The sequence below is a fragment of the Porphyrobacter sp. GA68 genome, from assembly GCF_022605525.1.
In the GTDB taxonomy this organism is placed as follows: Bacteria; Pseudomonadota; Alphaproteobacteria; order Sphingomonadales; family Sphingomonadaceae; genus Qipengyuania_B.
The window spans coordinates 433,999-456,863 of the sequence record NZ_JAKQYJ010000002.1; the positions used below are offsets into that span (position 1 = coordinate 433,999).

General features: G+C 65.8%; 18 protein-coding genes. 13 read left to right on the forward strand and 5 right to left on the reverse strand.

The annotated features are described in order from the left end of the window. Position 1 precedes the first annotated feature (1 nt). Complete coding sequence (locus LHJ54_RS09905; protein WP_228243728.1) at positions 2–1,309, reverse strand: FAD-dependent oxidoreductase; 1,308 nt, start codon at positions 1,307–1,309, stop codon at positions 2–4. A gap of 166 nt (positions 1,310–1,475) precedes the next feature. Here LHJ54_RS09905 and LHJ54_RS09910 point away from each other — a divergent pair, with 166 nt between their 5' ends. From LHJ54_RS09910 to ligA, 7 genes are all read left to right on the forward strand, one after another. Further along, positions 1,476–3,668 carry an EAL domain-containing protein gene (locus LHJ54_RS09910; protein WP_228243729.1) on the forward strand — a complete coding sequence of 731 codons (2,193 nt, stop codon included), beginning with the start codon at positions 1,476–1,478 and terminating at the stop codon, positions 3,666–3,668. Between the two features lie 108 nt (positions 3,669–3,776). Continuing rightward, positions 3,777–5,996 carry an EAL domain-containing protein gene (locus tag LHJ54_RS09915; RefSeq protein WP_228243730.1) on the forward strand — a complete coding sequence of 740 codons (2,220 nt, stop codon included), beginning with the start codon at positions 3,777–3,779 and terminating at the stop codon, positions 5,994–5,996. A 45-nt stretch (positions 5,997–6,041) separates the two neighbouring features. Continuing rightward, positions 6,042–7,859 carry a translation elongation factor 4 gene (gene lepA / locus LHJ54_RS09920; protein WP_228243731.1) on the forward strand — a complete coding sequence of 606 codons (1,818 nt, stop codon included), beginning with the start codon at positions 6,042–6,044 and terminating at the stop codon, positions 7,857–7,859. 118 nt (positions 7,860–7,977) lie between these two features. Beyond that, complete coding sequence (locus LHJ54_RS09925) at positions 7,978–8,760, forward strand: outer membrane protein assembly factor BamD (RefSeq protein ID WP_228243732.1); 783 nt, start codon at positions 7,978–7,980, stop codon at positions 8,758–8,760. Positions 8,761–8,829: 69 nt separating this feature from the next. Further along, positions 8,830–10,494 (forward strand): DNA repair protein RecN, encoded by a 1,665-nt coding sequence (gene recN, locus LHJ54_RS09930; protein WP_228243733.1) that lies wholly within the window; start codon positions 8,830–8,832, stop codon positions 10,492–10,494. A gap of 175 nt (positions 10,495–10,669) precedes the next feature. Beyond that, entirely contained in the window at positions 10,670–11,266 is a 597-nt protein-coding gene (locus tag LHJ54_RS09935) for a PEPxxWA-CTERM sorting domain-containing protein (RefSeq protein ID WP_228243734.1), read from the forward strand. Positions 11,267–11,418: 152 nt separating this feature from the next. Beyond that, positions 11,419–13,524 carry an NAD-dependent DNA ligase LigA gene (gene ligA, locus LHJ54_RS09940; protein WP_228243735.1) on the forward strand — a complete coding sequence of 702 codons (2,106 nt, stop codon included), beginning with the start codon at positions 11,419–11,421 and terminating at the stop codon, positions 13,522–13,524. Here ligA and LHJ54_RS09945 read toward each other — a convergent pair. Genes LHJ54_RS09945 through LHJ54_RS09955 form a run of 3 tightly spaced genes read right to left on the reverse strand, consistent with a single transcriptional unit; the run spans position 13,521 to position 15,812 of the window. Then, the gene (locus LHJ54_RS09945) at positions 13,521–14,228 is read right to left on the reverse strand and encodes a DUF2459 domain-containing protein (RefSeq protein ID WP_228243736.1); all 708 of its coding nucleotides are present in this window, start codon (positions 14,226–14,228) and stop codon (positions 13,521–13,523) included. The genes ligA and LHJ54_RS09945 overlap by 4 nt on opposite strands. Further along, positions 14,204–15,112, reverse strand: a complete 909-nt coding sequence (locus tag LHJ54_RS09950) for a 50S ribosomal protein L11 methyltransferase (RefSeq protein ID WP_228243737.1) — start codon at positions 15,110–15,112, stop codon at positions 14,204–14,206. Before LHJ54_RS09950 ends, LHJ54_RS09945 begins: the two co-directional genes overlap by 25 nt. Beyond that, on the reverse strand, positions 15,102–15,812 hold the full coding sequence (locus tag LHJ54_RS09955) for an SDR family NAD(P)-dependent oxidoreductase (protein WP_228243738.1): 711 nt from the start codon (positions 15,810–15,812) through the stop codon (positions 15,102–15,104). The genes LHJ54_RS09950 and LHJ54_RS09955 overlap by 11 nt, the downstream gene beginning before the upstream one ends. 106 nt (positions 15,813–15,918) lie before the next feature. Between LHJ54_RS09955 and sdhC the strand changes: the two genes are divergently transcribed. Genes sdhC through sdhA form a run of 3 tightly spaced genes read left to right on the forward strand, consistent with a single transcriptional unit; the run spans position 15,919 to position 18,603 of the window. Continuing rightward, a complete protein-coding gene (sdhC, locus tag LHJ54_RS09960; RefSeq protein WP_228243739.1) occupies positions 15,919–16,299 on the forward strand; it encodes a succinate dehydrogenase, cytochrome b556 subunit in 381 nt (126 codons plus the stop codon). A 13-nt stretch (positions 16,300–16,312) separates the two neighbouring features. Beyond that, positions 16,313–16,729: a succinate dehydrogenase, hydrophobic membrane anchor protein gene (gene sdhD / locus LHJ54_RS09965; RefSeq protein WP_228243740.1), complete on the forward strand. Its 417-nt coding sequence runs from the start codon at positions 16,313–16,315 to the stop codon at positions 16,727–16,729. Continuing rightward, the gene (gene sdhA, locus LHJ54_RS09970; protein ID WP_228243741.1) at positions 16,729–18,603 is read left to right on the forward strand and encodes a succinate dehydrogenase flavoprotein subunit; all 1,875 of its coding nucleotides are present in this window, start codon (positions 16,729–16,731) and stop codon (positions 18,601–18,603) included. The genes sdhD and sdhA overlap by 1 nt, the downstream gene beginning before the upstream one ends. Before the next feature lie 38 nt (positions 18,604–18,641). Here the strand turns inward: sdhA and LHJ54_RS09975 are convergent, their stop codons facing one another. Beyond that, positions 18,642–19,496 carry a neutral zinc metallopeptidase gene (locus LHJ54_RS09975; RefSeq protein WP_228244350.1) on the reverse strand — a complete coding sequence of 285 codons (855 nt, stop codon included), beginning with the start codon at positions 19,494–19,496 and terminating at the stop codon, positions 18,642–18,644. Positions 19,497–19,639: 143 nt separating this feature from the next. On the opposite strand from LHJ54_RS09975, the gene guaB reads away from it, so the two are divergent. From guaB to LHJ54_RS09990, 3 genes are read left to right on the forward strand one after another with little or no spacing between them, the layout of a single operon-like run. After that, a complete protein-coding gene (guaB, locus tag LHJ54_RS09980; protein WP_228243742.1) occupies positions 19,640–21,118 on the forward strand; it encodes an IMP dehydrogenase in 1,479 nt (492 codons plus the stop codon). A 12-nt stretch (positions 21,119–21,130) separates the two neighbouring features. After that, on the forward strand, positions 21,131–22,312 hold the full coding sequence (locus LHJ54_RS09985; protein WP_228243743.1) for an RsmB/NOP family class I SAM-dependent RNA methyltransferase: 1,182 nt from the start codon (positions 21,131–21,133) through the stop codon (positions 22,310–22,312). A 58-nt stretch (positions 22,313–22,370) separates the two neighbouring features. Next, a complete protein-coding gene (locus tag LHJ54_RS09990; RefSeq protein WP_228243744.1) occupies positions 22,371–22,865 on the forward strand; it encodes a hypothetical protein in 495 nt (164 codons plus the stop codon).

Sequence of the window (22,865 nt, forward strand, 5' to 3'; positions counted from 1 at the left end):
ACTACCCTCGCGCTTCAAGCATCGCAGGCACATCCACGAACTTCTCGCGCGGCGCACCTTCCCGCGCCGCCGCCACCTCGGCTGCGTCGATCTTCTGCCAGTCGCGGAAAGTGACGATGTCGAGGCCGCGCTGCGCCGCCAAAGCGTCCAGCCCGTCCCGTCCTTTCCTGTCGAGGCTGGCGCCGTCACTGGCCCAGTCTTCCGCGATGCGCTCCACAACGTCATAGCCGTCAGGACGATTTGTGCCGATCGTGCCGGTCGGCCCGCGCCGCGCCCAGCCAACGCAGTACAGTCGTGGCGAGATCCGACCACCGGCATTGACGAACCGTCCGGCGCGCTCGTCATAGGGAACGCCCTTGATGGGGGAGGTGCGATAGCCGATGCAGGTCACCACCAGATCGGCGGGCAGTTCGTAGAAGTCCCCGCTGCCAACGGCGCGATCCCCATCCAGCCGGGTGCGCTCTACCCTGACCCCGGCGACCCGGTCGGTGCCGGTGAATGCAACCGGGGCCGCGAACAGGTCGAAGTGGATGACGAGCGGCTTGTCACCATTCGCGCCAATGGCTGCGAACTGCCGCAGCAGCGCCACTGACTTGCGCAGTCCAGGCTCCAGTGCTGCGTCCGCCTCGACCGGCGGCAGGTCGCCCGCGTCCACGCACGGCACAGCGCGTTCCAGCCGGCCAAGCTCGCCCAGTTCCTTGGGAGTCATGGCGATCTGGTGCGGGCCGCGCCGGCCAAGGATGGTGATCTGTTCGACGCCGCTGTCACTCAGCGCGGCCAAGGCGTGCGCGACGATGTCCGACCCGGCGAATTCCTCCTGTGTCTTGGCCAGGATCCGGGCCACATCCAGCGCGACATTGCCCATGCCGATGACAACGGCATGTTTGCCGGACAGATCGGGATCAAGCTGCGCGAAACGGGGGTGGCCATTGTACCAGCCGACAAAGGCTGCGCTGCCGAAGACATTGGCGAGACTCTCCCCCGGCAGGTCAAGCCGGCGGTCTTCCGGCGCGCCGGTTGCCAGCACCACCGCGTCATACAGTTCCAGCAATTCCTCTACCGCCACATCCCCGCCAATGGCCACATTGCCGACAAAGCGGACCTGTTCGCCCAGCGCCACCTGTTCGTAACGGCGCGACACCGCCTTTATCGACTGGTGATCGGGCGCGACGCCGCCGCGGATCAGCCCGAACGGAACGGGCAGGGCGTCGATCACATCGACCCGCACCGCGTCGGGCCATGCCTTCACGGCGGCTTCGGCAGTGTAGTAACCCGCCGGACCGGAACCCACGATCGCGAGATGGCGCATCGGTATGCCGCTCCCCTGCTGCCTTGCCGCGCGGCAGACTGCGCCTCGCCAGCGGGCAATGCAACCCCGGGCACCGGTTTGATGCGGGTAGGGAGGTTAAGCATTTCTCAAAACCTGTTCCGCTATCGCGAAGGCCGCACAGTTTCTTGCCCACAGATCGCGACCGATGGCGTTCAACAATTTTCTAGCACGCAGGGCCGGCCACGCGTCGACCAGCGGTGCCGCAGCCAAAGCTTCCTCGTTGTCCGTCCGGCAGAGGCTGGAACTGCTGGAGGTGTACGAGGATGCCGATCTCGGCTGGTTCTGGGCCACCGATGCGGCCGATGCGTTCACCTACCTTTCGCCGGGCGCGGCAAAGACACTGGGCGGGGACGAGGAATTTGCCGGCAAGGCCGTTGGCGAAGTCTTCGACATGCAGGCAGCGGCCAGGGACGAAGCGCAGCGATCCCTCCCGTTCATGCTGCGGGCGCGCAATTCCTTCAACCGCTTCCCCGTTCGCATCCTGAAAGCTGGGCCACCCGTCTGGTGGGAAATCTCGGCCAGACCGTGCTACGACGCTGGCGGCACCTTCCAAGGCTATCGCGGCAGCGCCAAGGACATCACGCTCGACCGGCTTGAGAAGGAGGAAGCGACGCGCCTGGTCAGATTCGACGTGCTGACCGGCCTCGTGAACCGGCGGACCATCACCGAACGGCTGGAACAGGCACTGATCCTGACCCGCACCCAGAAGCGTCCTTGCGCGCTTATCATGCTCGACCTCGATCGGTTCAAGCACATCAATGACACATTGGGGCATCAGGCTGGTGACGCGCTGTTGCTTCAGGTGGCGCAGCGGCTGAGGCAGATAGTCGGCGATCAGGGCGAGATCGGCCGGCTGGGCGGCGACGAGTTCCAGATCCTGCTGCCCGATTGCGAGGACCGCGGACTGCTGGGCAGTCTGGCGCAGCGGTGCATCCAAATCATTTCCCAGCCTTACCTTGTGGAAGGCAGCAGGGCGACCGTTGGCGCTTCGGCCGGCATCGCCGTCGCGCCTTTTGACGGCGACGGGGCTGACGCGCTGACCGCTGCCACCGATCTGGCGCTCTATGCTGCCAAGGCCGCGGGTCGTGGACAGTTCCGCTTCTATTCCAGCGAGCTGAAAAGCGATGCAGAACTGCGCCGGGAGGTGGAAGAGAACCTGCGGGACGCCATCGCCAGCGACGAGCTGACAATGTTCTATCAGCCGATCGTCGATCTGCGCAGCAACAAGGTCTCCTGTTTCGAGGCATTGCTGCGGTGGAACCGGCCGCACGCCGGGTTCATCTCGCCAGCCATCTTCATCCCCGTCGCGGAAGACACCGGCATGATTGCCGAGCTGGGGCGGGCCGCACTGATGCAGGCGTGCCGCGACGCTGCCGCCTGGCCCGCGCACATCAAGGTCGCCGTCAACGTGTCGGCCATTCAGTTCGCCGACGACGACTTTCCGCTAAGGGTCAGGGAAGCGTTGGATGAAAGCGGCCTCCACCCCGCGCGGCTGGAGCTGGAAATCACCGAAAGTGTGTTCCTGGGCGATGTCGAGGTGGCGGAGCACATGCTGCGCCGGCTGAAAAAGCTGGGTGTGCGCCTGGCGCTCGACGATTTCGGCACCGGCTACTCCTCGCTGAGCTACCTTTCCAACGCACCCTACGACAAGATCAAGATCGACCAGAGTTTCGTTCGCGGGGCGACCGCGCCGGACAACAACAACCGGGCCATTCTCAAGGCGATCATCGATCTCGCCGGCAGCCTGGGCATGGATACCGTCGCGGAAGGCGCGGAGGCGCACGATGAACTGGAACTGGTGCGATCGCTTGGTGCCAGCCACGCGCAAGGCTTCATCTACGCCAGGGCGGAGGCGCAGGCTGATGTCCTGAGCCGCCTGGCGGAAGGGCGCGACGTGTACGAGCCAAGCGGACCGGCCTACTTCCGTGCCGACCGCATGACCGTAATCCGCAAGGTGGGCGTCGTGCACGAGAACCACCGCTACGATGCGTTCATGCGCAACCTGTCGCGGACGGGCGCCCGGATCGAAGGCTTGCTCGACGTGCCGGTCGGCACGCAGGTGGTCGTTGATCTGGGCGACGGGCAACTGGCCGTGGCGGTCGTGCGCCGGTCGCAGGAGGCCGAACTGGGGGTTGAATTCGAAACCCCGCTGGTCAGCGACGGGGCAGGCGGGCTGTGCACCCGCTACCGTGTTTCACCTTATGCACTGCACGCCGCCAGCAATGCCGCGATACCGCTCAGGCATTCCGACCCTGCCGACCGCGGCGTCACCGACGCGTTTGCGCCGCACAGTAAATTTGTACAGGTCGAGTTGAATTGGAGCAAGTATCTGAAATGACGCGGTCTGCTTACAGGACCAGGCTATTCGGAACCGGCGGTCTTTAACAGGGCGATAACCATTTTCCGTTATTCCCGCTGCACCGAGTTCGTGAAAGGCCGTTGACCAATGGGCGAGGTGCCCTTCTTTGACCGTTTTCGTACCCGGCGGCGGGACGAGCCGGCGGCTGCCATCGCTCCGGCGGACCTGCCGCCGCGGGACACCGGGCTGAGCCCGGAGGCGAAGCTGGCGATTGTCGAGGATCTGGAGGAAAGCGGGCTCGGCTGGTTCTGGGCCACCGACGAGGCCGGCCGGCTTGCCTATCTCAGCCCCAGCCTGGCGGAAGGTTTCGGCAAGCCTATCACCGCCCTGCTCGGCATGCCGCTGCAAGCGCTGTTCGCGCCCGACGCCACTGACCAGGAAGTGCGCTCCCTCAACCTGAAACTGGGCATGCGCAAGCCGTTTGCCAATTTCGTGGTGGAGGCGGTGGACCATACCGACGCGGCCGTTCTGCGCCTGTCGGGACGCCCGGTGCACGCGGCCGACGGTAGCTTTGCGGGGTTCAGGGGCAGCGCGCTCGACATCACGGATGAATACCGGCACCAGCAGGAAACGGCGCGGCTCAGCCGGCACGATACGCTGACCGGATTGCTGAACCGGCACTGGATGGCGCGGCTGATCGATGTGACCCTGTCATCCTTTGCCAGTGCGAAGCGCAGTTGCGCGCTGTTCATGATCGATCTGGACCGTTTCAAGCAGGTGAACGACACGCTGGGCCATCCCGCCGGTGACGAGTTGCTGGTCCAGGTGGCCCGCCGGATTGAAGGGGTGATCGGCGCTAAAGGACAGATCGGCCGGCTTGGCGGTGACGAATTTCAGATCCTGGTGCCCGACATGGACGACCGCGGGCAGCTGGGCGAGATCGCCAAGAAGCTGATCGCCAGCCTGTCGCAACCCTACTCGCTGGAGGATGGGCGCTGCACCATCGGCGCGTCGGTCGGCATGGGCATCTCGCCTTATGACGGGATCGGCCGTGAGGCGCTGACGCGGGCGGCCGACCTCGCCCTTTATGCGGCCAAGAACGGGGGCAGGGGGCAGTTCCGCTTCTATTCCGCGGATCTGGAGCTGGACGACCGGTTGCGCCGGCGCATGGAAGAGGATCTGTCGGGCGCCATCGAGGCCGAGCAGCTGGTGCTGGAATACCAGCCGGTTGTCGCGATCGGCAGCAGCAAGGTGGTCGCGTTGCAGGTCGTTTATGTGTGGGAGGATCCCGAACGCGGGCGCGTGACGCCGGAAACCTTCCTGCCCATCGCCGAAGGCAGCCGGTTAACCGTGCCGATCGGGGAATGGGCGCTGCGCGAGGCGTGCACGGCAGCGGCCGGTTGGCCGGCGTCGGTCCGTCTGGTGTTTTCCGCCACGCCCGTGCAGTTCGCGGACCGCGGCTTTGTGCCGGCGGTGAAGGCTGCGCTGGATGCGTCGGGGCTTGCGTCCGAGCGGCTGCAAATCGAGATCAGCGAGGCGGTTTTCGCGGCCGGTGCCGAAGAGGTGGAGGCGACCGTCTCGGCCCTGTTCAGGCTCGGAGTGCGCCTGTCGCTGGAGGATTTCGGTAGCGGGTCGGTGTCCCTCAGCTACCTTCGCCGCGCGCCGTTCAGCGCGATCACGATCGGTCAGGCTTTCCTGCAGGGCAATATCGGCGATGCGCTCGGCGACATGGAAATGGTCAAGGGGATCGTGCAACTGGCCAAGGTTCTGCGGCTGGAGACAGGCGCAGCGAAGGTCGACTCGCTCGTCCTGCTTGAAGCGCTGAAGGAATGCGGGGTTGATGAAGCGCGAGGCTTCGTCTTTGCCGACGCGCTTCCCGCGGACGAGGTTGCCGCGCGCATCGAGTCAGGCGGATGGTCGCTAAGCCCCGACCGCGACGGATCGCATAGATCCGGGCGGCGCACCGTGTTCCGCCGCGTCGGCCTCATCCACGAGGATCAGTATTATGATGTCACCATGCGCAATCTGTCGCGCACCGGGGCCATGATCGAAGGGCTGGAGGATGTGCCGGTCGGAATGCAGTTCGTGCTCGACTTCGGTGGCGGCCAGCTGGCGGTCGCAACGGTGGTGCGCACCGATGGTGACACCCAAGGGTTGGAATTCGAACATCCGCTGGTGGATGACGGGGCAGGGGGATTGTGCACCCGTGCCCGCGTTTCACCCTATGAACTGGCGGCCGCCGGGGCGCCGCTGGCGGCCCTGCCTGCGGGGAGATACCCCGGTGCACCAGCACCATCATCGGGTAGCGGCCTGTCCCGCTTCGCGCTTTCGCTGAATGCGCCGCGGCAGGGGACCGGGCCGGGCTGATTGCCCGATTGTGGGATGACGCGCCCGCCGCTAAGGCCCGGCGCGATGACCGACCTTCACCTGATCCGCAATTTTTCAATCATCGCGCACATCGACCACGGCAAGTCCACCCTGGCCGATCGCCTAATTCAGGCCACCGGCGGGCTGACCGATCGCGAAATGAGCGAACAGGTGCTCGACAACATGGATATCGAGCGCGAGCGGGGCATTACGATCAAGGCCCAGACGGTGCGGCTGAACTACACGGCGCGTGACGGTCAGACCTACGCCCTCAACCTCATGGACACGCCCGGCCACGTCGACTTCGCCTACGAGGTCAGCCGCAGCCTTGCGGCTTGTGAAGGCGCGCTGCTGGTGGTCGACGCCGCGCAGGGGGTCGAGGCGCAGACACTGGCGAATGTCTATCAGTCGATCGAGCATGATCACGAAATCGTGCCGGTCATCAACAAGATCGACCTGCCTGCCGCGGAACCGGACAAGGTCCGCGCCGAGATCGAGGACATCATCGGCATCGACGCGTCCGACGCGGTCCTCACCTCGGCCAAGTCGGGCATCGGCATCGACGAGGTGCTGGAGGCGGTGGTCGCCCGCATCCCTCCGCCCAAGGGCGATCGCGACGCGCCGCTGCGCGGCATGCTGGTCGACAGCTGGTACGATCCGTATCTCGGCGTCGTCATCCTTGTGCGCGTCATCGACGGGGTGATCCGCAAGGGGCTGAACATCCGCTTCATGCAGGGCGGCACCGAGCATCTCGTCGACCGGGTGGGCGCCTTCACCCCTAAGCGCATCGACCTGCCCGAGATCGGGCCGGGCGAAATCGGCTTCATCACCGCACAGATCAAGGAGGTGGAGCAGGCCCGCGTCGGTGACACCATTACCACCGTAAAGAACGGCGCGGCGCAGGCTTTGCCCGGATACAAGGAAGTGCAGCCGGTCGTGTTCTGCGGCCTGTTCCCGGTGGATGCGGCCGATTTCGAGAAACTGCGTGAAAGCATCGGCAAGCTGCGCCTCAACGATGCCTCGTTCTCCTATGAAATGGAATCGTCCGCCGCGCTGGGTTTCGGCTTTCGCTGCGGGTTTCTCGGCCTGCTGCATCTGGAAATCATCCAGGAACGCCTCAGCCGTGAATACGACCTCGACCTCATCACCACGGCGCCCTCGGTCGTGTATCGCATCCGTCTCGGCCACACGAAGAACGAAGACGCCAAGACCATCGAACTGCACAACCCGGCCGATTACCCCGATCCCAGCCGGATCGAGTCCATCGAGGAGCCGTGGATCAAGGCGACGATCTATACCCCCGACGAATACCTGGGTTCCATCCTCAAACTGTGTCAGGATCGCCGCGGCATCCAGACCCAGCTGACCTATGTCGGCGGGCGGGCGCAGGTGACGTACGAATTGCCGCTGAACGAGGTGGTGTTCGACTTCTACGACAGGCTGAAATCGATCAGCCGCGGTTATGCCTCATTCGATTACGAGCAGATTGGTCTCAGGGAAGGCGACCTCGTCAAGATGAACATCCTCGTCAACAACGAGCCGGTCGACGCCCTGTCCCTGATCGTTCACCGCTCGGTAGCGGAGGAACGCGGGCGCGGCATGTGCGAGCGGCTGAAGGATCTGATCCCCCGCCATCTGTTCAAGATCCCGATCCAGGCCGCGATCGGCGGCAAGGTGATCGCCCGCGAAACCATCGCCGCCCTGCGCAAGGACGTGACCGCCAAATGCTATGGCGGCGACATAACTCGCAAGAAGAAGCTGCTGGAAAAGCAGAAGAAGGGCAAGGCACGGATGCGCGAATACGGCAACGTCAGCATCCCGCAGGAGGCGTTCATCGCGGCGCTGCGGATGGGCGAGGAATAGGGCGCTCTGCGGCGGGATAGTGGCCACCGGCTCCAGTGGGAGATATTCGGCTCGCTGCAACAGCCGGGCCGCGTGAACTTCACTTGGCGTTCAGCGGCGGTGCGCTTATAGGGCGCGCATGAAAACCCTGCGCAACTCCGCTGTCGTCCTTGCCTCCGCCCTCGCGCTGACCGCCTGCGGCGGCGGCACCAACCGGCCGGCGGACACCGCCTATGTCGCGCGGGACGTGGAAACCCTCTACACCGAGGCCAAGACCCGGCTGGATCGGGGCAACCCGACAGTGGCCGCCGCCCTGTTCGACGAGGTTGAGCGGCAGCACCCCTACAGCCCGTGGGCACGGCGCGCACAGTTGATGAGCGCGTTCAGTTACTATGCCGCGGCCGATTACAACAAGGCGATCCAGAGCGCACAGCGGTTCCTGTCGATTCATCCCGGCAACAAGGACGCCCCTTACGCCTTCTACCTCATCGCGCTGTCCTATTACGAGCAGATCAGCGATGTGCAGCGCGATCAGAAAACCACGCAGCAGGCACGCGAAGCGCTGACCGAAGTGGTGCGCCGGTATCCCAACACGGAATACGCGGCGGACGCCCGGCTTAAACTTGATCTGGTCGCCGATCACCTTGCGGGCAAGGAGATGGAGATCGGCCGTCTGTATCAGCGGTCGGGCCGCTGGCTGGCGGCGAACATCCGCTTTCAGAACGTGGTCGAAGACTATCAGACCACCAGCCACGCCGCCGAAGCGTTGTACCGGCTGACCGAAACCAGCCTGGCGTTGGGGCTGCCGCAGGAAGCGGTCAAATACGCTGCCGTGCTGGGCGCCAACTATCCGGGGAGTGAGTGGTACAGCAAAGCCTACCGCCTGGTGCAGAACCATTCGCCGAATCTAGCCGTCCGCTGAGGGATCCTGTCGGGGCACAGGATTTGGTCGCTGACACGGCCGTGCTGAGGCGCTAGGACGGGTGCGGCAATGCTGACCCGCCTATCCATCCGCAACATCGTCCTGATCGAGGCGCTGGACCTGGAGTTCAGCAACGGGTTGGGCGTCCTTACCGGAGAGACAGGGGCGGGCAAGTCCATCCTGCTCGACGCGTTGGGCCTCGTTCTGGGCAACCGGGCCGACAGCGGGCTTGTGCGCGGCGGTGAGGAGCGGGCGAGCGTCACCGCAACCTTCGAGTTCGCGAGGCTGCCGAAAGGCGTAGCCGATGCCCTGGACGAAGCGCAGATCGAGCTGGAGCCAGGTGAACCGCTGCTGATCCGGCGGCAACTGCGCGCCGACGGCGGCAGCAAGGCATTCATCAACGATCAGCCGGTGGGCGTGGCCCTGCTGCGCATGATCGCCCCGCTGCTGGTCGAGTTGCACGGACAACATGATGATCGCGGCCTCGTCAACCCGCGCGGACATCTGCAGCTGCTCGACCGCTATGCCGGTGCCGACACGCAGGAGATGGCACGGCTGTATCGCCGCTGGCGCGAGGCCGAGGCCAGCCTGGCCAGCGTGCGTGAGCGGGTGGCGTCCGCGGCGGAGGAACAGGACCTGCTGCTGGCGCACCTGACCGAACTCACCGCGCTTGAACCGGTCGCCGGCGAGGAGGCGCGGCTGGCGGACGCCCGCGCGACCATGCAGAAGGGCGAGAAGCTGGCCGATGAGCTGGAGGAGCTGCGAAGCCTGTGGGATGGCTCGGACTCGCCGCTGGCGGCGCTGCGGATCGCGGCGCGGCGGCTAGATCGGATAGCGCAAGAACATCCCTTGTTGGCCGATGCCCTGGCCGCGATCGACCGGGCGGTGATCGAGGCGGGGGAGGCGGAGGACAAGCTGCGCGCAGCGGCCGAGGCGCTGTTGTTCGACCCCGCGGCGCTGGAGGCGGCGGAGACGCGATTGTTCGACCTGCGCGCCATTGCCCGCAAGCACCGCTGCGAAGTGGATGCGCTGCCCGCCAAAATGCGCGAGTTCCGCGCCGCGCTTGACATGATAGAAGGCGGCGAGGCGGAGCTGGACGCCCTGGAAGCGGAGGTGCGGGAAGCGCGTGCAGAGTTCGAAGCGGCAGCCGCGCGCCTGCACGAACAGCGGCTGGCGGCTGCCGGGCGGTTGGATGCGGCAGTCGCGGCGGAGCTGGTTCCGCTCAAGCTGGACGCGGCGAGGTTCAGGACACGGGTGGATGCGCTGCCGCCCGAACGGTGGAGCGCGGCAGGCGCGGACGCCGTGGAGTTCTTGATCGCCACCAACCCCGGTGCTGATTTCGCGCCCCTGACGAAGATCGCGAGCGGCGGCGAACTGTCACGTTTCATCCTGGCGCTGAAGGTTGCTCTGGCTGAAGAAGGCGGCGCGGCCACCGTCATTTTCGACGAGATCGACCGGGGAGTGGGCGGTGCGGTGGCCAGTGCCATCGGCGAACGCCTGGCGCGGCTGGCTGCCGGTGGACAGATGCTGGTAGTGACCCATTCCCCGCAGGTCGCGGCGAAGGGCGATCATCAATACCTCATCCACAAGGCGAGCAGCGGCATCGTAACCCGCACTTCTGTGCACCTGCTCGACACGCAGGGCCGACAGGAGGAAATCGCGCGAATGCTGTCCGGAGCCGAGATTACAGCGGAAGCTCGCGGACAAGCTGATCGGCTCCTCGCCAGACTTTGAGGCGAAAGAATGTGAGCGCGAGAAAGTGTCTCACAGCGATACAACCGCTCGATTACGTTGGCGGAGAAGCGTTTAGCTAGGTAAAAGACCATCCACCGGGCTAATTGGGCGTACCGTTTTAGAACAGACTAAGCCGAGTCGCAGCCCCTTCGTCGCAAACCACGGGAGGTGCAAAATGCGGAAGCTGTTTTACTCAATTCTGGTCGGCACAGCCACCATGACAGCATCGGGCGCGAGTGCGGCGGTGACACTGGGTAGCACGACCTGTAGCCTCGGCGACATTTCGCCGACTGCCGTCGCCTGCCGCGGCTGGTATGAAGGCAATCTCAACAGCAACAGCCCAGCCGATCGGGCCGCTCAGGCAGCGGCGCTCAATGCGCTGCTGGGTGTGAGCACGTTTACCGCTGCCAATCTGACTTTCACTGAGACACTTCCTTCTATCAGCGGGAACAGCGTCAATTTCGCCACACCGCTGTACGGCAACACGGTGGTCAGCTTCCATGTCGGAGGCGCCAACGGGCAGGCGACAGGCATCGGTTACAGCGGAACGGCGTTCTACCTTTTCGATGCTGGCAATCTGGTGGGCGGTCTCGACACCATCGGCTTCAACCGTGCAGGACTCTCCAACGCACGGCTCTACAGCACTGGCACGTTCCAGACACCGGCCGTGCCGGAACCGGCCACCTGGTTGATGATGATCCTCGGGTTTGCCGCGGTTGGCGGAGCCATGCGCCGCAAGCAGGCAGTGCAGGCGCGGGTACGCTACGCCTGATCATCCTCTGTCAGCGTCGTGAATGACCGCAGCGGCTGTCGGCCTAGCGCCGACAGCCGTTTTTTCTTGCCGGAAGGGTGGCAGGTGCGGATCGGCGACTACTGGCGGCAGCCGGTTGTCTGCGGTAGTAGCGCGTTGAACACGGAGGGTACATGGCACGCACGGGCGACCAGCGCAGTTCATCCGCACAGGGCTATGGCGACCGGGCAAACACTTTGGCCGAAACCACCGAAGAACACGCTCGCCTGTCTGCCGAGATCGCGCGTCATAACCGGCTTTATCATGCCGAGGACGCGCCTGAAATCAGCGACGCACAGTACGACGCGCTGGTGCGGCGGGTTCTGGAACTTGAGGCGGCCTATCCAGAGCTTGCATCGGGCGCCGGCGCGGCAACGGCGGTTGGACACGAAGTCTCCTCCTCACCCCTCGCCAAGGTGCGGCACGAAGTCCGCATGCTCAGCCTGGACAATGCCTTCACCGATGACGAAGTGACTGACTTCGTAGGTCGGGTCCGGCGATTCCTGTCTTTGACCGAAGGGGCGCCGGTCGCGTTCACGGCCGAGGACAAGATTGATGGACTGTCGTGTTCCCTCCGTTACGAACAAGGGCGGCTGGTGCGCGCGGCAACCCGCGGCGATGGCGAGGTGGGCGAGGATGTGACAGCCAATGTCGCCCACATCGCGGACGTACCGCAGCGCCTGGCCGGGGCCGCGCCGGACGTGTTCGAAGTGCGCGGCGAAGTGTACATGGAGCGCGCAGCCTTCGCCGCCCTTAACGCCGCGCAGCAGGCCGCCGGGGCCAAGCTGTTCGCCAACCCGCGCAATGCCGCGGCTGGTTCGCTAAGGCAGAAGGATGCGGCGGTCACGGCCGAACGGTCGCTGCGCTTTCTGGCGCACGGCTGGGGCGCGGCCTCGAATGTACCGGGCGAAACTCAGCATGCGGTCATGGCGCAGCTGGAACAGTGGGGGTTTCGCATCTCGCGCGACCTTGTGCTGTGCAACACGTTGGATGAGATGTTCGCCGCTTATCGGCGGATCGCCGATGGCCGGGCGGACCTCGGCTATGAAATCGACGGCGTTGTCTACAAGGTCGACCGGCTCGACTGGCAGCGGCGGCTGGGGTTCGTCGCCAAGGCACCGCGCTGGGCGCTGGCGCGCAAGTTCCCGGCGGAGCAGGCCGAAACCACGCTGGAGGCGATCGAGATCCAGGTTGGCCGCACCGGCAAGCTGACGCCGGTCGGCCGGCTTGCCCCGGTGCTGGTCGGCGGGGTGACGGTCACGAACGTGACCCTGCACAACCGCGACGAGATCGCCCGACTGGGCGTCCGACCCGGCGACCGGGTGGTGATCCAGCGCGCGGGCGACGTGATCCCGCAGGTGGTCGCAAACCTCACCAGGACGCAGGAGCGGCCGCCGTTTGCATTCCCCGACCACTGCCCTGTTTGCGGCAGCGAAGCCGTGGCCGAAGCCGGAGAGGTCGATGTGCGCTGCACCGGCGGCCTCATCTGTCAGGCGCAGCGCACGGAGCGGCTGAAGCATTTTGTCAGCCGCGGCGCGCTGGACATCGACGGGCTGGGGGAAAAGACCATCGATCAGTTCTTTGCGCTTGGCTGGCTGAACAGTCCGGCGGACATCTTCCGCCTGCATCGGCGGCGCGAAGACCTCCTTGCGCTGGAAGGATGGAAGGAACGATCAGTCGACAACCTGCTCGCCTCCATCGAGGCGCGCCGCCAGCCGGACGCCGCGCGGCTTCTGTTCGGGCTGGGCATCCGACATGTCGGCGCTGTCACCGCGCGCGACCTGCTGCGCCAGTGCCGCACATTGGAGGCGCTGCGCGAGGTGGCGGAAAAGGCGCACGGCGGAGATGCCGCCGCCGAGGCAGAGTTGCGCGCGATTGATGGGATCGGACCTTCGGTGGTGGAGGCGCTGGGCGATTTCTTCCACGAACCGCACAATGTTGAGGTCTGGACCGATCTGCTGGGCGAAGTGTCGCCGCCGCCGTTCGAAGTCGCCACCCGCGCCAGCGCCGTATCCGGCAAGACGGTGGTGTTCACCGGCAAGCTGGAGACCATGAGCCGCGAGGAGGCCAAGGCGCAGGCAGAACGCCTTGGCGCCAAGGCGAGCGGTTCGGTCAGCGCGCGAACCGACCTGATCGTCGCCGGTCCGGGCGCGGGCACGAAGCTGAAAAAGGCGGCAGAACTAGGTATCGAGGTAATTGACGAGGCGGCCTGGGCCAGCATTGTCGCTGAGGCGGGCTAGGCGGACGGCTCCGGCGGCTCCACCCACTTCATGACCCCGCCCGCCAACGGCGCCCACCGTCCGATGCGCATACCGGATGCGGCCAGGCGATTGGCGACCCACGTGTTGCAGGTGTTGAAGATGGTATAGTGCCCAAGGCTGCGGTAATTTAACGCACCGGCCTCGAAACTGGGATAGGTGCGGCGTTCGCGGCCGGGAGGGACCGGCGGCAACTGGCGCAGGATGTCCGCAGCAAGCCGCCGGTATTCATCCGGCCGCAGCCGCACGGGCCGGTGCCATTCGCTGGGCGCAGGGCGCACGTAATGCGCGACCCGCATGATCGGCCGCCCACCCATCGCGAGGATGCGCAGCGCCGTCTGCGGGCGCAGGTCGGTCCAGGTCGGCACGTTCAGGAACACCTCCTCCTCGCCCCAACCGATTGCGATATGAGTCGGCAGCTCGCCCGATGGCGTCGGCTGCGCCGCGGATGGGAAGACGGTGCGCCAGTCGACCACGTCATTTGTGATGGGCATGACAATGCCGGTGTGGATGCCGTTCGTCTCCACCATGATCTCGACACCGTTGGCCGGCTGTTGCCAGTCGGCGTTGCGGGGAATGGCCGATCCGACCCATGCGGCCAGGAAATACCCCAGCGTCATCGCCAGCAGCGCAGCGCCTGCCCAGCGCAGCACCCGTTGAATCAGGAGCCAGCGTGACCTGCGCATTGGCGCAACCGCAAAATTGCCCAGTCGCCGATCGCGGCCGCCTCCATCAGGCGGAAGCCGCGCTGTTCGTACGCTTTCGCCACCACGTCCTGTTGTGACGTCAACAGCCCCGACAGTACGATGTCGCCACCCGGCGCAGTGTGGTGCCCGAAATCGTCGGCCAGCTCGACAAGCGGTCCGGCAAGGATATTGGCGACGAGGAGGTCATACGGCCCGCGTGCCGTCAGCACGGGATCGTCCATGCCTGGTGCGGTGACAGCAAGGATCTCGCCAGGGCCGGACCCAAGAGGGATGCGGTTCAGCGCGGCGTTCTCGCGCAGCACCTCCTCGCACACGGGATCGATGTCGGAAGCGGCGATCATGGCGTCCGGCCACAGGCGGAGGGCAGCAAAGGCGAGCAGGCCGGTCCCGGTCCCCACGTCAATCATGCTGCGCGGGCGCACTCCGCCGTGTTCCATGCGGTCGAGCATCGCAAGGCAGCCTTTGGTTGTTGCGTGCTGACCCGTGCCAAAGGCTTGCGCGGCGGGAATGATCAGTTCGTGAATGGCCGGGTCATCGGTGGCGGGATGATCGGGAGTGCGGACGCGGAAGCGGCCGGTCTCCACCGGGTCCAGTCCCTGCTGGCTGAGCGTGACCCAGTCCTGTTCTGCCAGCTGCTCCACCCGGAACGCGTCGGGTCTGGCGGGTAGCAGCGCGGCAAAGCGGGCAAGATCGGTTTCATCCGGCGTGCTGGGCAGCCACGCCTCCAGCACCCAGTCCGCGCTGTCTTCGGCGACTTCCCGCCCCGAGAGCACCATGCGCTCGTCCTCGCCCAGAGCGGCGAGCGCGCTTTCCACATCCTGGCGTGGCGCAATCGCGGTGATCTTCCAGCTGTCACCGGACATAGCTGGCTCCATTCGCATCCAGTGTTGCGCCGGTCATGGAAGCGGGCGCGTCAAGAGCGCAGAATGCGATGACGCGGGCGATCTCTTCCGGGGTGGCGACCCGGCCAAGAGGGATGTCCTGCAGGATGCCATCTCCTCCGCGCGAGGCGAGGTAATCCCCGGCCATCGCGGTGTCCACGAAGCCGGGCGCTATGGCGAAGCTGACGATGCCATCGCCGCCATAGGCGCGGGCGATCGTCTTGTGCATCGCCAGCATCCCGGCCTTGGCCGCAGCATAGTGCCAGTGGTCCGGCGAGTCGCCGCGGTGGCCCGCACGGCTGGCGACATGAACCAGCCGCCCGCCGGCCTTTCGGTCGCGCCAGTGCCGCACTGCCAGCCGGGACAGGATGGCCGCCGATGTCAGGTTGACGCGCAATCCGTCGGCCCAGCCGGTCGCCCATTCCTCGTCCGTCCGAACCAGCGGATTTGCCGCGAAGACGCCAGCGTTGTTGATGAGGACATCAATACGCCCGTCCAGCGCCTCCAAGGCGGCGCCCCACAGTTCGCTGGCCGCATCTTCCTGCGCGAAGTCGGCGCGCAGCATTCGCTCGCCGTGGCCTGCAGTGGACTGGCCGATCACATTGGCCCCGCGTTCGAGCAGCATGGCCATGGCAGCCGCGCCAATCCCCCGGCTGGCCCCGGTCAACAGAATGTTCGTCATGCTGCGGGTCATGCTGCACCGGTCGCGGCTTGTCGAGCCTTGACCTGCTTGCCTCACGCGCCATCTGGGCTAAGGAGCCTGCGACGAACCGATGGAAAGAACCTGAATGGCCGACCGCCCGCTTTCACCGCATCTCTCGATCTGGAAATGGGGACCGCACATGGCGGTTTCGATCCTGCACCGCGCCACGGGCGACGGGATGGCGGTCGTGGGGCTGGGCACGCTGCTCTGGTGGCTGGGGGCGCTTGCCAGCGGGCCGGAGGCTTACGAAACCTTCCTGTCGGTCTTTACAAGTCCGATCGGCTGGGTCGTTCTGGTCGGCCTCAGCTGGGCGTTCTTCAACCACATGTCGAGCGGGATCAGGCACTTCGTGCTTGATCTTGGCGCGGGTTACGAGCTGCGGGTGAACAAGCAATCCTCGTGGGCTTCGATCGCTTCGGGTATTATTCTCACGGTCCTGTTCTGGGCCGCAATTCTTCTCCTGTAGGAACGCACATAAAATGGGCAGACGCACGACGCTGGAACGTTACGGCGGCAAGGGCACCGCCATCGGGCAGGTTCGCGGGCTTGGTTCCGCGGGCGAAGGGCCGCATCATTGGGTGCAGCAGCGCCTGACCGCCATCGGCAATCTGGTTTTGGTGAACTTCCTCCTGATCAGCTTCATCCTTCTGCCCAACTACAGCTACGCCACGGTCAGCGGATGGATCGGCAGCCCGCTGGCAGCCACCGCCCTCGCGCTGCTGGTCGTCAGCACATTCTGGCACGCACGGCTCGGGCTGCAGGTCGTGATCGAGGATTACGCCGACCGCCCCGGCAACAAGTTCGCGCTGATTGCCATTGTCAACCTGCTAGCTGTCGCCGGCATCGTGTTCGGCCTGTTCAGCATCGCCACCCTCGCCTTTGCAGGAGCCGCCTGATGGCCAATCCATCGCCGCAGACCCCCGATACGACCGCTCCGAACATTGCCGGCGGACCGGGCGGAGCCTATCCCATCACCGACCATACGTATGACGTGGTGGTGGTCGGCGCCGGCGGATCTGGCCTGCGCGCCACCATGGGCGCGGCCGAAGGCGGGCTGCGCACGGCCTGCATTACCAAGGTGTTCCCGACGCGCAGCCACACGGTCGCGGCGCAGGGCGGCATTGCGGCCAGCCTGGGCAACAATTCGCCTGACCATTGGTCCTGGCACATGTACGACACCGTCAAAGGTTCGGACTGGCTGGGCGATCAGGACGCGATCGAATACATGGTGCGCGAGGCACCGGCCGCCGTTTACGAGCTGGAGCATGCCGGCGTACCGTTCAGCCGCAACGCCAACGGCACGGTGTACCAGCGCCCATTTGGCGGGCACATGCAGAACATGGGCGAAGGGCCGCCGGTCCAGCGGACCTGTGCCGCCGCGGACCGCACCGGTCACGCCATGCTGCACGCGCTGTATCAGCAAAGCCTGAAATACGACGCGGATTTCTTCGTGGAATATTTCGCCATCGACCTCATCATGGAGAACGGCGCATGCCGGGGCGTCATCGCCCTCAGCATGGATGACGGCACCATTCACCGGTTCCGCAGTCACGCCGTCGTGCTGGCCACCGGAGGGTACGGACGGGCCTATTACACCGCCACCAGCGCGCACACCTGTACCGGTGACGGCAACGCCATGGTGCTGCGTGCCGGTCTGCCGCTGCAGGACATGGAGTTCGTTCAGTTTCACCCCACCGGCATCTACGGCGCGGGCGTCCTCATCACCGAAGGCGCGCGGGGCGAGGGCGGCTATCTGACCAATTCCGAAGGGGAGCGGTTCATGGAACGCTATGCCCCTTCGGCCAAGGATCTGGCCAGCCGCGACGTGGTCAGCCGGTCGATGGCGCTGGAAATGCGTGAAGGGCGCGGCGTCGGCCCGGAAGGCGACCACATCCACCTGCATCTGGATCACATCGATCCCAAGGTGCTGGCAGAACGGCTGCCCGGCATCACCGAATCGGGCAAGATTTTCGCCAACGTGGACCTGACCCGGCAACCTTTGCCGGTGACGCCGACGGTTCATTACAACATGGGCGGCATCCCTTGCAATTATCACGGAGAGGTCGTGACCTTGCGGGACGGCAATCCCGATGCGGTCGTTCCCGGCCTGTTCGCCGTGGGTGAGGCGGCCTGCGTTTCGGTCCACGGTGCGAACCGCCTTGGTTCCAACTCGCTGATCGACCTGGTCGTGTTCGGCCGCGCCACCGGTTTCCGCCTGCGCGAGATCATCAAGGCGAACAGCAGCCACGCCGAACTGCCCCGCGACAGCGCCGACCTGGCGCTGACCCGCCTCGACCATTTCCGTCATGCCAAAGGCGGTTCGCCGACGGCGCAGGTCCGCGCGGCGATGCAGAAGGTCATGCAGAAGCACGCCGCCGTGTTCCGCGACAGCCAGACATTGTCGGAAGGCGTCGCCATGCTGGCCGAGCAGAACACCCGGATGCAGGACATCGCAGTGTCGGACCGCTCGCTGATCTGGAACACCGACCTGATCGAGACGCTGGAGCTCGACAACCTGATGGCGCAGGCCAACGTCACCATGGTTTCGGCGGAAAACCGCAAGGAAAGCCGCGGCGCCCACGCGCACGAAGACTATCCCGAACGGGATGATGCCAACTGGATGAAGCACACGCTGGCCTGGTTCGACGGCTGGGGCGGCGGCGCTACCGGCGCGGGCAAGGGCGCGGTGTCGATCGATTACCGTCCCGTGCACGAATACACGCTGACCGACGACGTGGAATACATCAAGCCGAAGAAGCGGGTTTATTAGAATGACAATGACACCCGCGCCGGCGGGTGTCATTATCCTCAGCTCACCTGCAAGATCCGGTCGCAGGCGCGGTCGTCCCCGCGCAGCCCGAGGCGCAGCGCCTGCATCCGCTGTTCGCTGGTGCCGTGGGTGAAGCTTTCCGGATTGACCGTGCCGGTCGATCGGCGCTGCAAAGTGTCGTCGCCGATGGCGCTTGCGGCCGTCAAGCCTTCTTCGATGTCTCCGGGTTCGATGAGCTCGCGGTTGCGGCCGGCCCACACGCCCGCATAGCAATCGGCCTGCAACTCCATCAGCACGTTGAGCTGGTTGGCCGCGCGCGGGTTGGCCTGCTGGGCACTGCGCACTTGTCCCGCGATGCCGGTGATCGTCTGGATGTGATGCCCGTATTCGTGAGCGATCACGTAATACCGGGCAAAATCGCCCTCCTGCCCCGCCATTCGTGCCAGTTCGTCATAGAACGCCGTGTCGATGTAGATCGTCTGGTCGCCCGGGCAGTAGAACGGCCCCAGCCCCGTGGAGGCCGCGCCGCAGGACGTGTTGAACCGTTGCGCAGTCGCGAAACGCAGGGTCGGCTGTTCAAAGGGAACGCCCTGCTGTGCGAAGATCGGCTCCCACGTCGCGTTCAGCGACTGCAAGGCGTTGCAGGTCTCCGTCGCGTACTGATTCGCGGTGCACAGTGCCTGTTCATCCTCGCTGGCGGCCACGACCGCGCCGCCCTGCGACTGCTGCACGCCTTCGACCACGCCTACGGTCTGCATCGGATCCAGCCCGAACAGGAAGTATCCCAGTGCCGCGATGACGATCGTGCCGCACCCGATGCCTCCTGCGGCACCTGCCCGACCGCCGGTGCTCCCGACTTTGATGTTGCCCGTGTCGAACGGATTGAGCCGCATTCCCTGATCCCCCGTGAACTGTTTTGCGGAAACAATCGCCCGCACGGGCGGCAGTTCCATCGCCCGCCCGCTCTCCTGCTCTAGCGGTTTCTGCGCGACGTTGTTAGAGGGCCACCGCACGATCCTGTCTCCACCCCTTGCAAATGAAGAGCGACACCGTGCCTGCCAGCGAAATTCCACTCGGCCTTACTTTCGACGACGTGCTGCTGCGTCCCCGGGAAAGCGCCATACTGCCCAGCGGGGCCGACACGCGGACCAGGCTGACGCGCGGCATCGAACTGAACATCCCCATCCTTTCGGCCGCGATGGATACGGTGACCGAAGCCGACATGGCGATTGCGATGGGACAGCTTGGCGGCATCGGCGTGCTGCACCGCAACCTGGATGTCGAGGAACAATGCGCCGCCGTGCGCGCGGTGAAGCGGTTCGAAAGCGGCATGGTGGTGAACCCGATCACGATCAGCCCCGACGCCACCCTCGGCGAAGCGCAGGCGTTGATGACGCAGCACCGGATCAGCGGCATACCCGTCACCGACCGGGGCGGGCGGCTGGCCGGCATCCTGACCAATCGCGACGTCCGCTTTGCCGAACATCCCGAACAGCCCGTGCGCGAGTTGATGACGACCGAGAACCTCGCAGTGGTTCCGCTGGGCACGCCGCAGGACGAGGCACGGCGGTTGCTGCACCAGCGCCGGATCGAAAAGCTGCTGGTGGTGGACGACGATTACCGTTGCATCGGTCTCATCACGGTCAAGGACATGGAAAAGGCCGTCACCTACCCCGACGCGACCAAGGACGCGGCCGGCCGGTTGCGGGTCGCCGCGGCCACCACCGTGGGCGACAAGGGGTTCGCCCGCAGCGAAGCGTTGCTTGACGCCGAGGTGGACGTGGTGGTGATCGACACCGCCCACGGTCACAACGCCGAAGTAGCGCGCGCGGTGGAACGGGTGAAGGCGCTGTCCAATTCCGTACAGGTCGTCGCCGGCAATGTCGCCACGGCAGAGGCGACCCGTGCCTTGATCGGAGCCGGAGCCGACGCGGTCAAGGTCGGCATCGGCCCGGGTTCCATCTGCACCACGCGGGTGGTCGCCGGCGTCGGCGTGCCGCAGCTCACCGCGATCATGGAGTGCGCCGAGGAAGCGGAGCGGGCCGGCGTGCCCGTGATCGGCGATGGCGGCCTGCGCACCAGCGGCGATGCGGCCAAGGCGCTGGCAGCAGGCGCGTCGAGCGTGATGATCGGTTCCATGCTGGCCGGCACAGCCGAGGCACCTGGAGAAACCTTTCTGTATCAGGGGCGCCGGTACAAGAGCTATCGCGGCATGGGCAGCGTCGGCGCAATGGCGCGGGGCAGCGCGGATCGTTATTTCCAGCAGGATCTGTCGCCCATGAAACTTGTGCCGGAAGGGATCGAGGGGCAGGTGCCGTTCAAGGGACCGGCGGCCGATGTCGTTCATCAACTGGTAGGCGGGATCAAGGCGGCCATGGGTTACACCGGTTCGGCCACCATCGCCGACCTGCGTGAGCGCGCCCAGTTCGTGCGGATCACCAACGCCGGGTTGTCGGAAAGCCATGTGCATGACGTGGCGATCACGCGGGAGGCGCCCAATTACCCGTCGCGGTGAGGACCCTGCACCTTGACCCCGGCTGCCAGGGTGCAGGCGGCCATCGCGCTGCTGGACGAGGTGATCGGCGCCGCCCGCGGCAACGGTCCGCCCGCCGACCGGCTGATCGGCGACTACTTTCGGCAGCGCCGTTATGCGGGATCGAAGGACCGCCGCGCGGTACGGGAACTTGTTTACGCCGCCATCCGGGCTTGCGGCCCCGTGCCGCAGAGCGGGCGTGCGGCCATGCTGCGGCTGGCTGAGGCGCAGCCTGATCTGGCGCAGCTGTTCGATGGCTCGCTCCACGGCCCGGCTCCGGTTGCCGCCGGAGAGCCCGTGGCAGCCGGCGGTATCGCGCCGCCCTGGCTGGACACGCGGCTGGCGAGTTCCGGAGTTCCGGCCGACGAGGCGCGGGCGCTGCTGGGGCGCGCGCCTCTGGATGTTCGGGTCAACACTCTGAAGGCAAATCGCGCGGCCCTGACATTGCCGGTAGCCGGCGAGCCGCTGGTCGCGCCCGACGCGCTGCGCTTTCCTTCAGGCACGCAGATCGAACAGTGGGCCCAATACCGCGAAGGTCTGGTAGAGGTGCAGGACCACGGCAGCCAGTGGGCGTGCCAGGCGGTGGCTCCGCAGCCAAGCGAAACGGTGATCGACCTGTGCGCCGGGGCGGGGGGCAAGACGCTGGCACTGGCGGCTATGATGAACAACCGGGGCGCACTGGTCGCGAGCGATACCGACCGCAGGCGGCTGAGCCAGCTAGGCCCGCGGGCGCAGCGGGCAGGAGTTACCAACCTCCGCACCGTGTTGCTTGATCCGGGGCAGGAATTGGCTGCGCTGGACGAATGGCGCGGCAAGGCGGATGCGGTGCTGGTCGATGCGCCGTGCAGCGGCACCGGAACATGGCGGCGCAGCCCCGAATTGCGCTGGCGCCTGACACCACCGGCACTCGACCGGCTGGTGGCGTTGCAGGCGCGCCTGATCACCGTCGCGGCGGAACTGATCCGGCCCGGCGGGCGAATCGTCTACGTCACCTGCTCGCTGCTCGACGAGGAGGGAGCGGGGCAGATCGATGCCGCCTTGGCGAGCCGGGAAGATCTGGTGGCCGAAGCGCTGGACCTGCCGATCGGGCGGACCAGAGGGCCGGGTGTCCGCCTTTCTCCCGCGCATGACGAAACGGACGGGTTTTTCATCGCCCGTCTAGGCAAGGCATGGTAAGACAACCATGATGGTTGCCACGAGCCGGTCTTCACGCACATCTTTTCGGGAGCTTTTCATGCGCTTTGCCCCAGCTTTCGCCGCCCTGTCGCTTGCCCTTGCCTTGAACAGCAGCGTGTCGTGGGGCAGCGAACCGCAGGTGAACGCGGCGGCTGCGGCACTGATCGCGGATGGGCGCAGCGCGCTTCAGCGGGGAGAGACGCAGACCGCCATTGACTTGTTCGAAGCGGCCCTGACTGCCGACCCGGCCTATACGCCCGTCCTGCTCGACCTGGCGGCCGCGGCGCGGGCGGATCAGTTGCAGGGCAAGGCGATCGGCTATTACCGGCAGGCGTTGTTACGCGATCCGGGTAATCTCGACGCCATCGCCGGCGAAGGGTCGGCCTACGCGGAAAAAGGTGCGCTGGAAAAGGCGCGGGGCAATCTGGCCCAGTTGCGGTCGCTGTGCGGCAGCGGCTGCGCGCAGGTGTCCACCCTTGCCGCCGCTATCGAGCGGGGACGGACCCTTCCAGTACTCGCCGCAGACACAGCGGCGCAGCCGGCGCAGAACTGA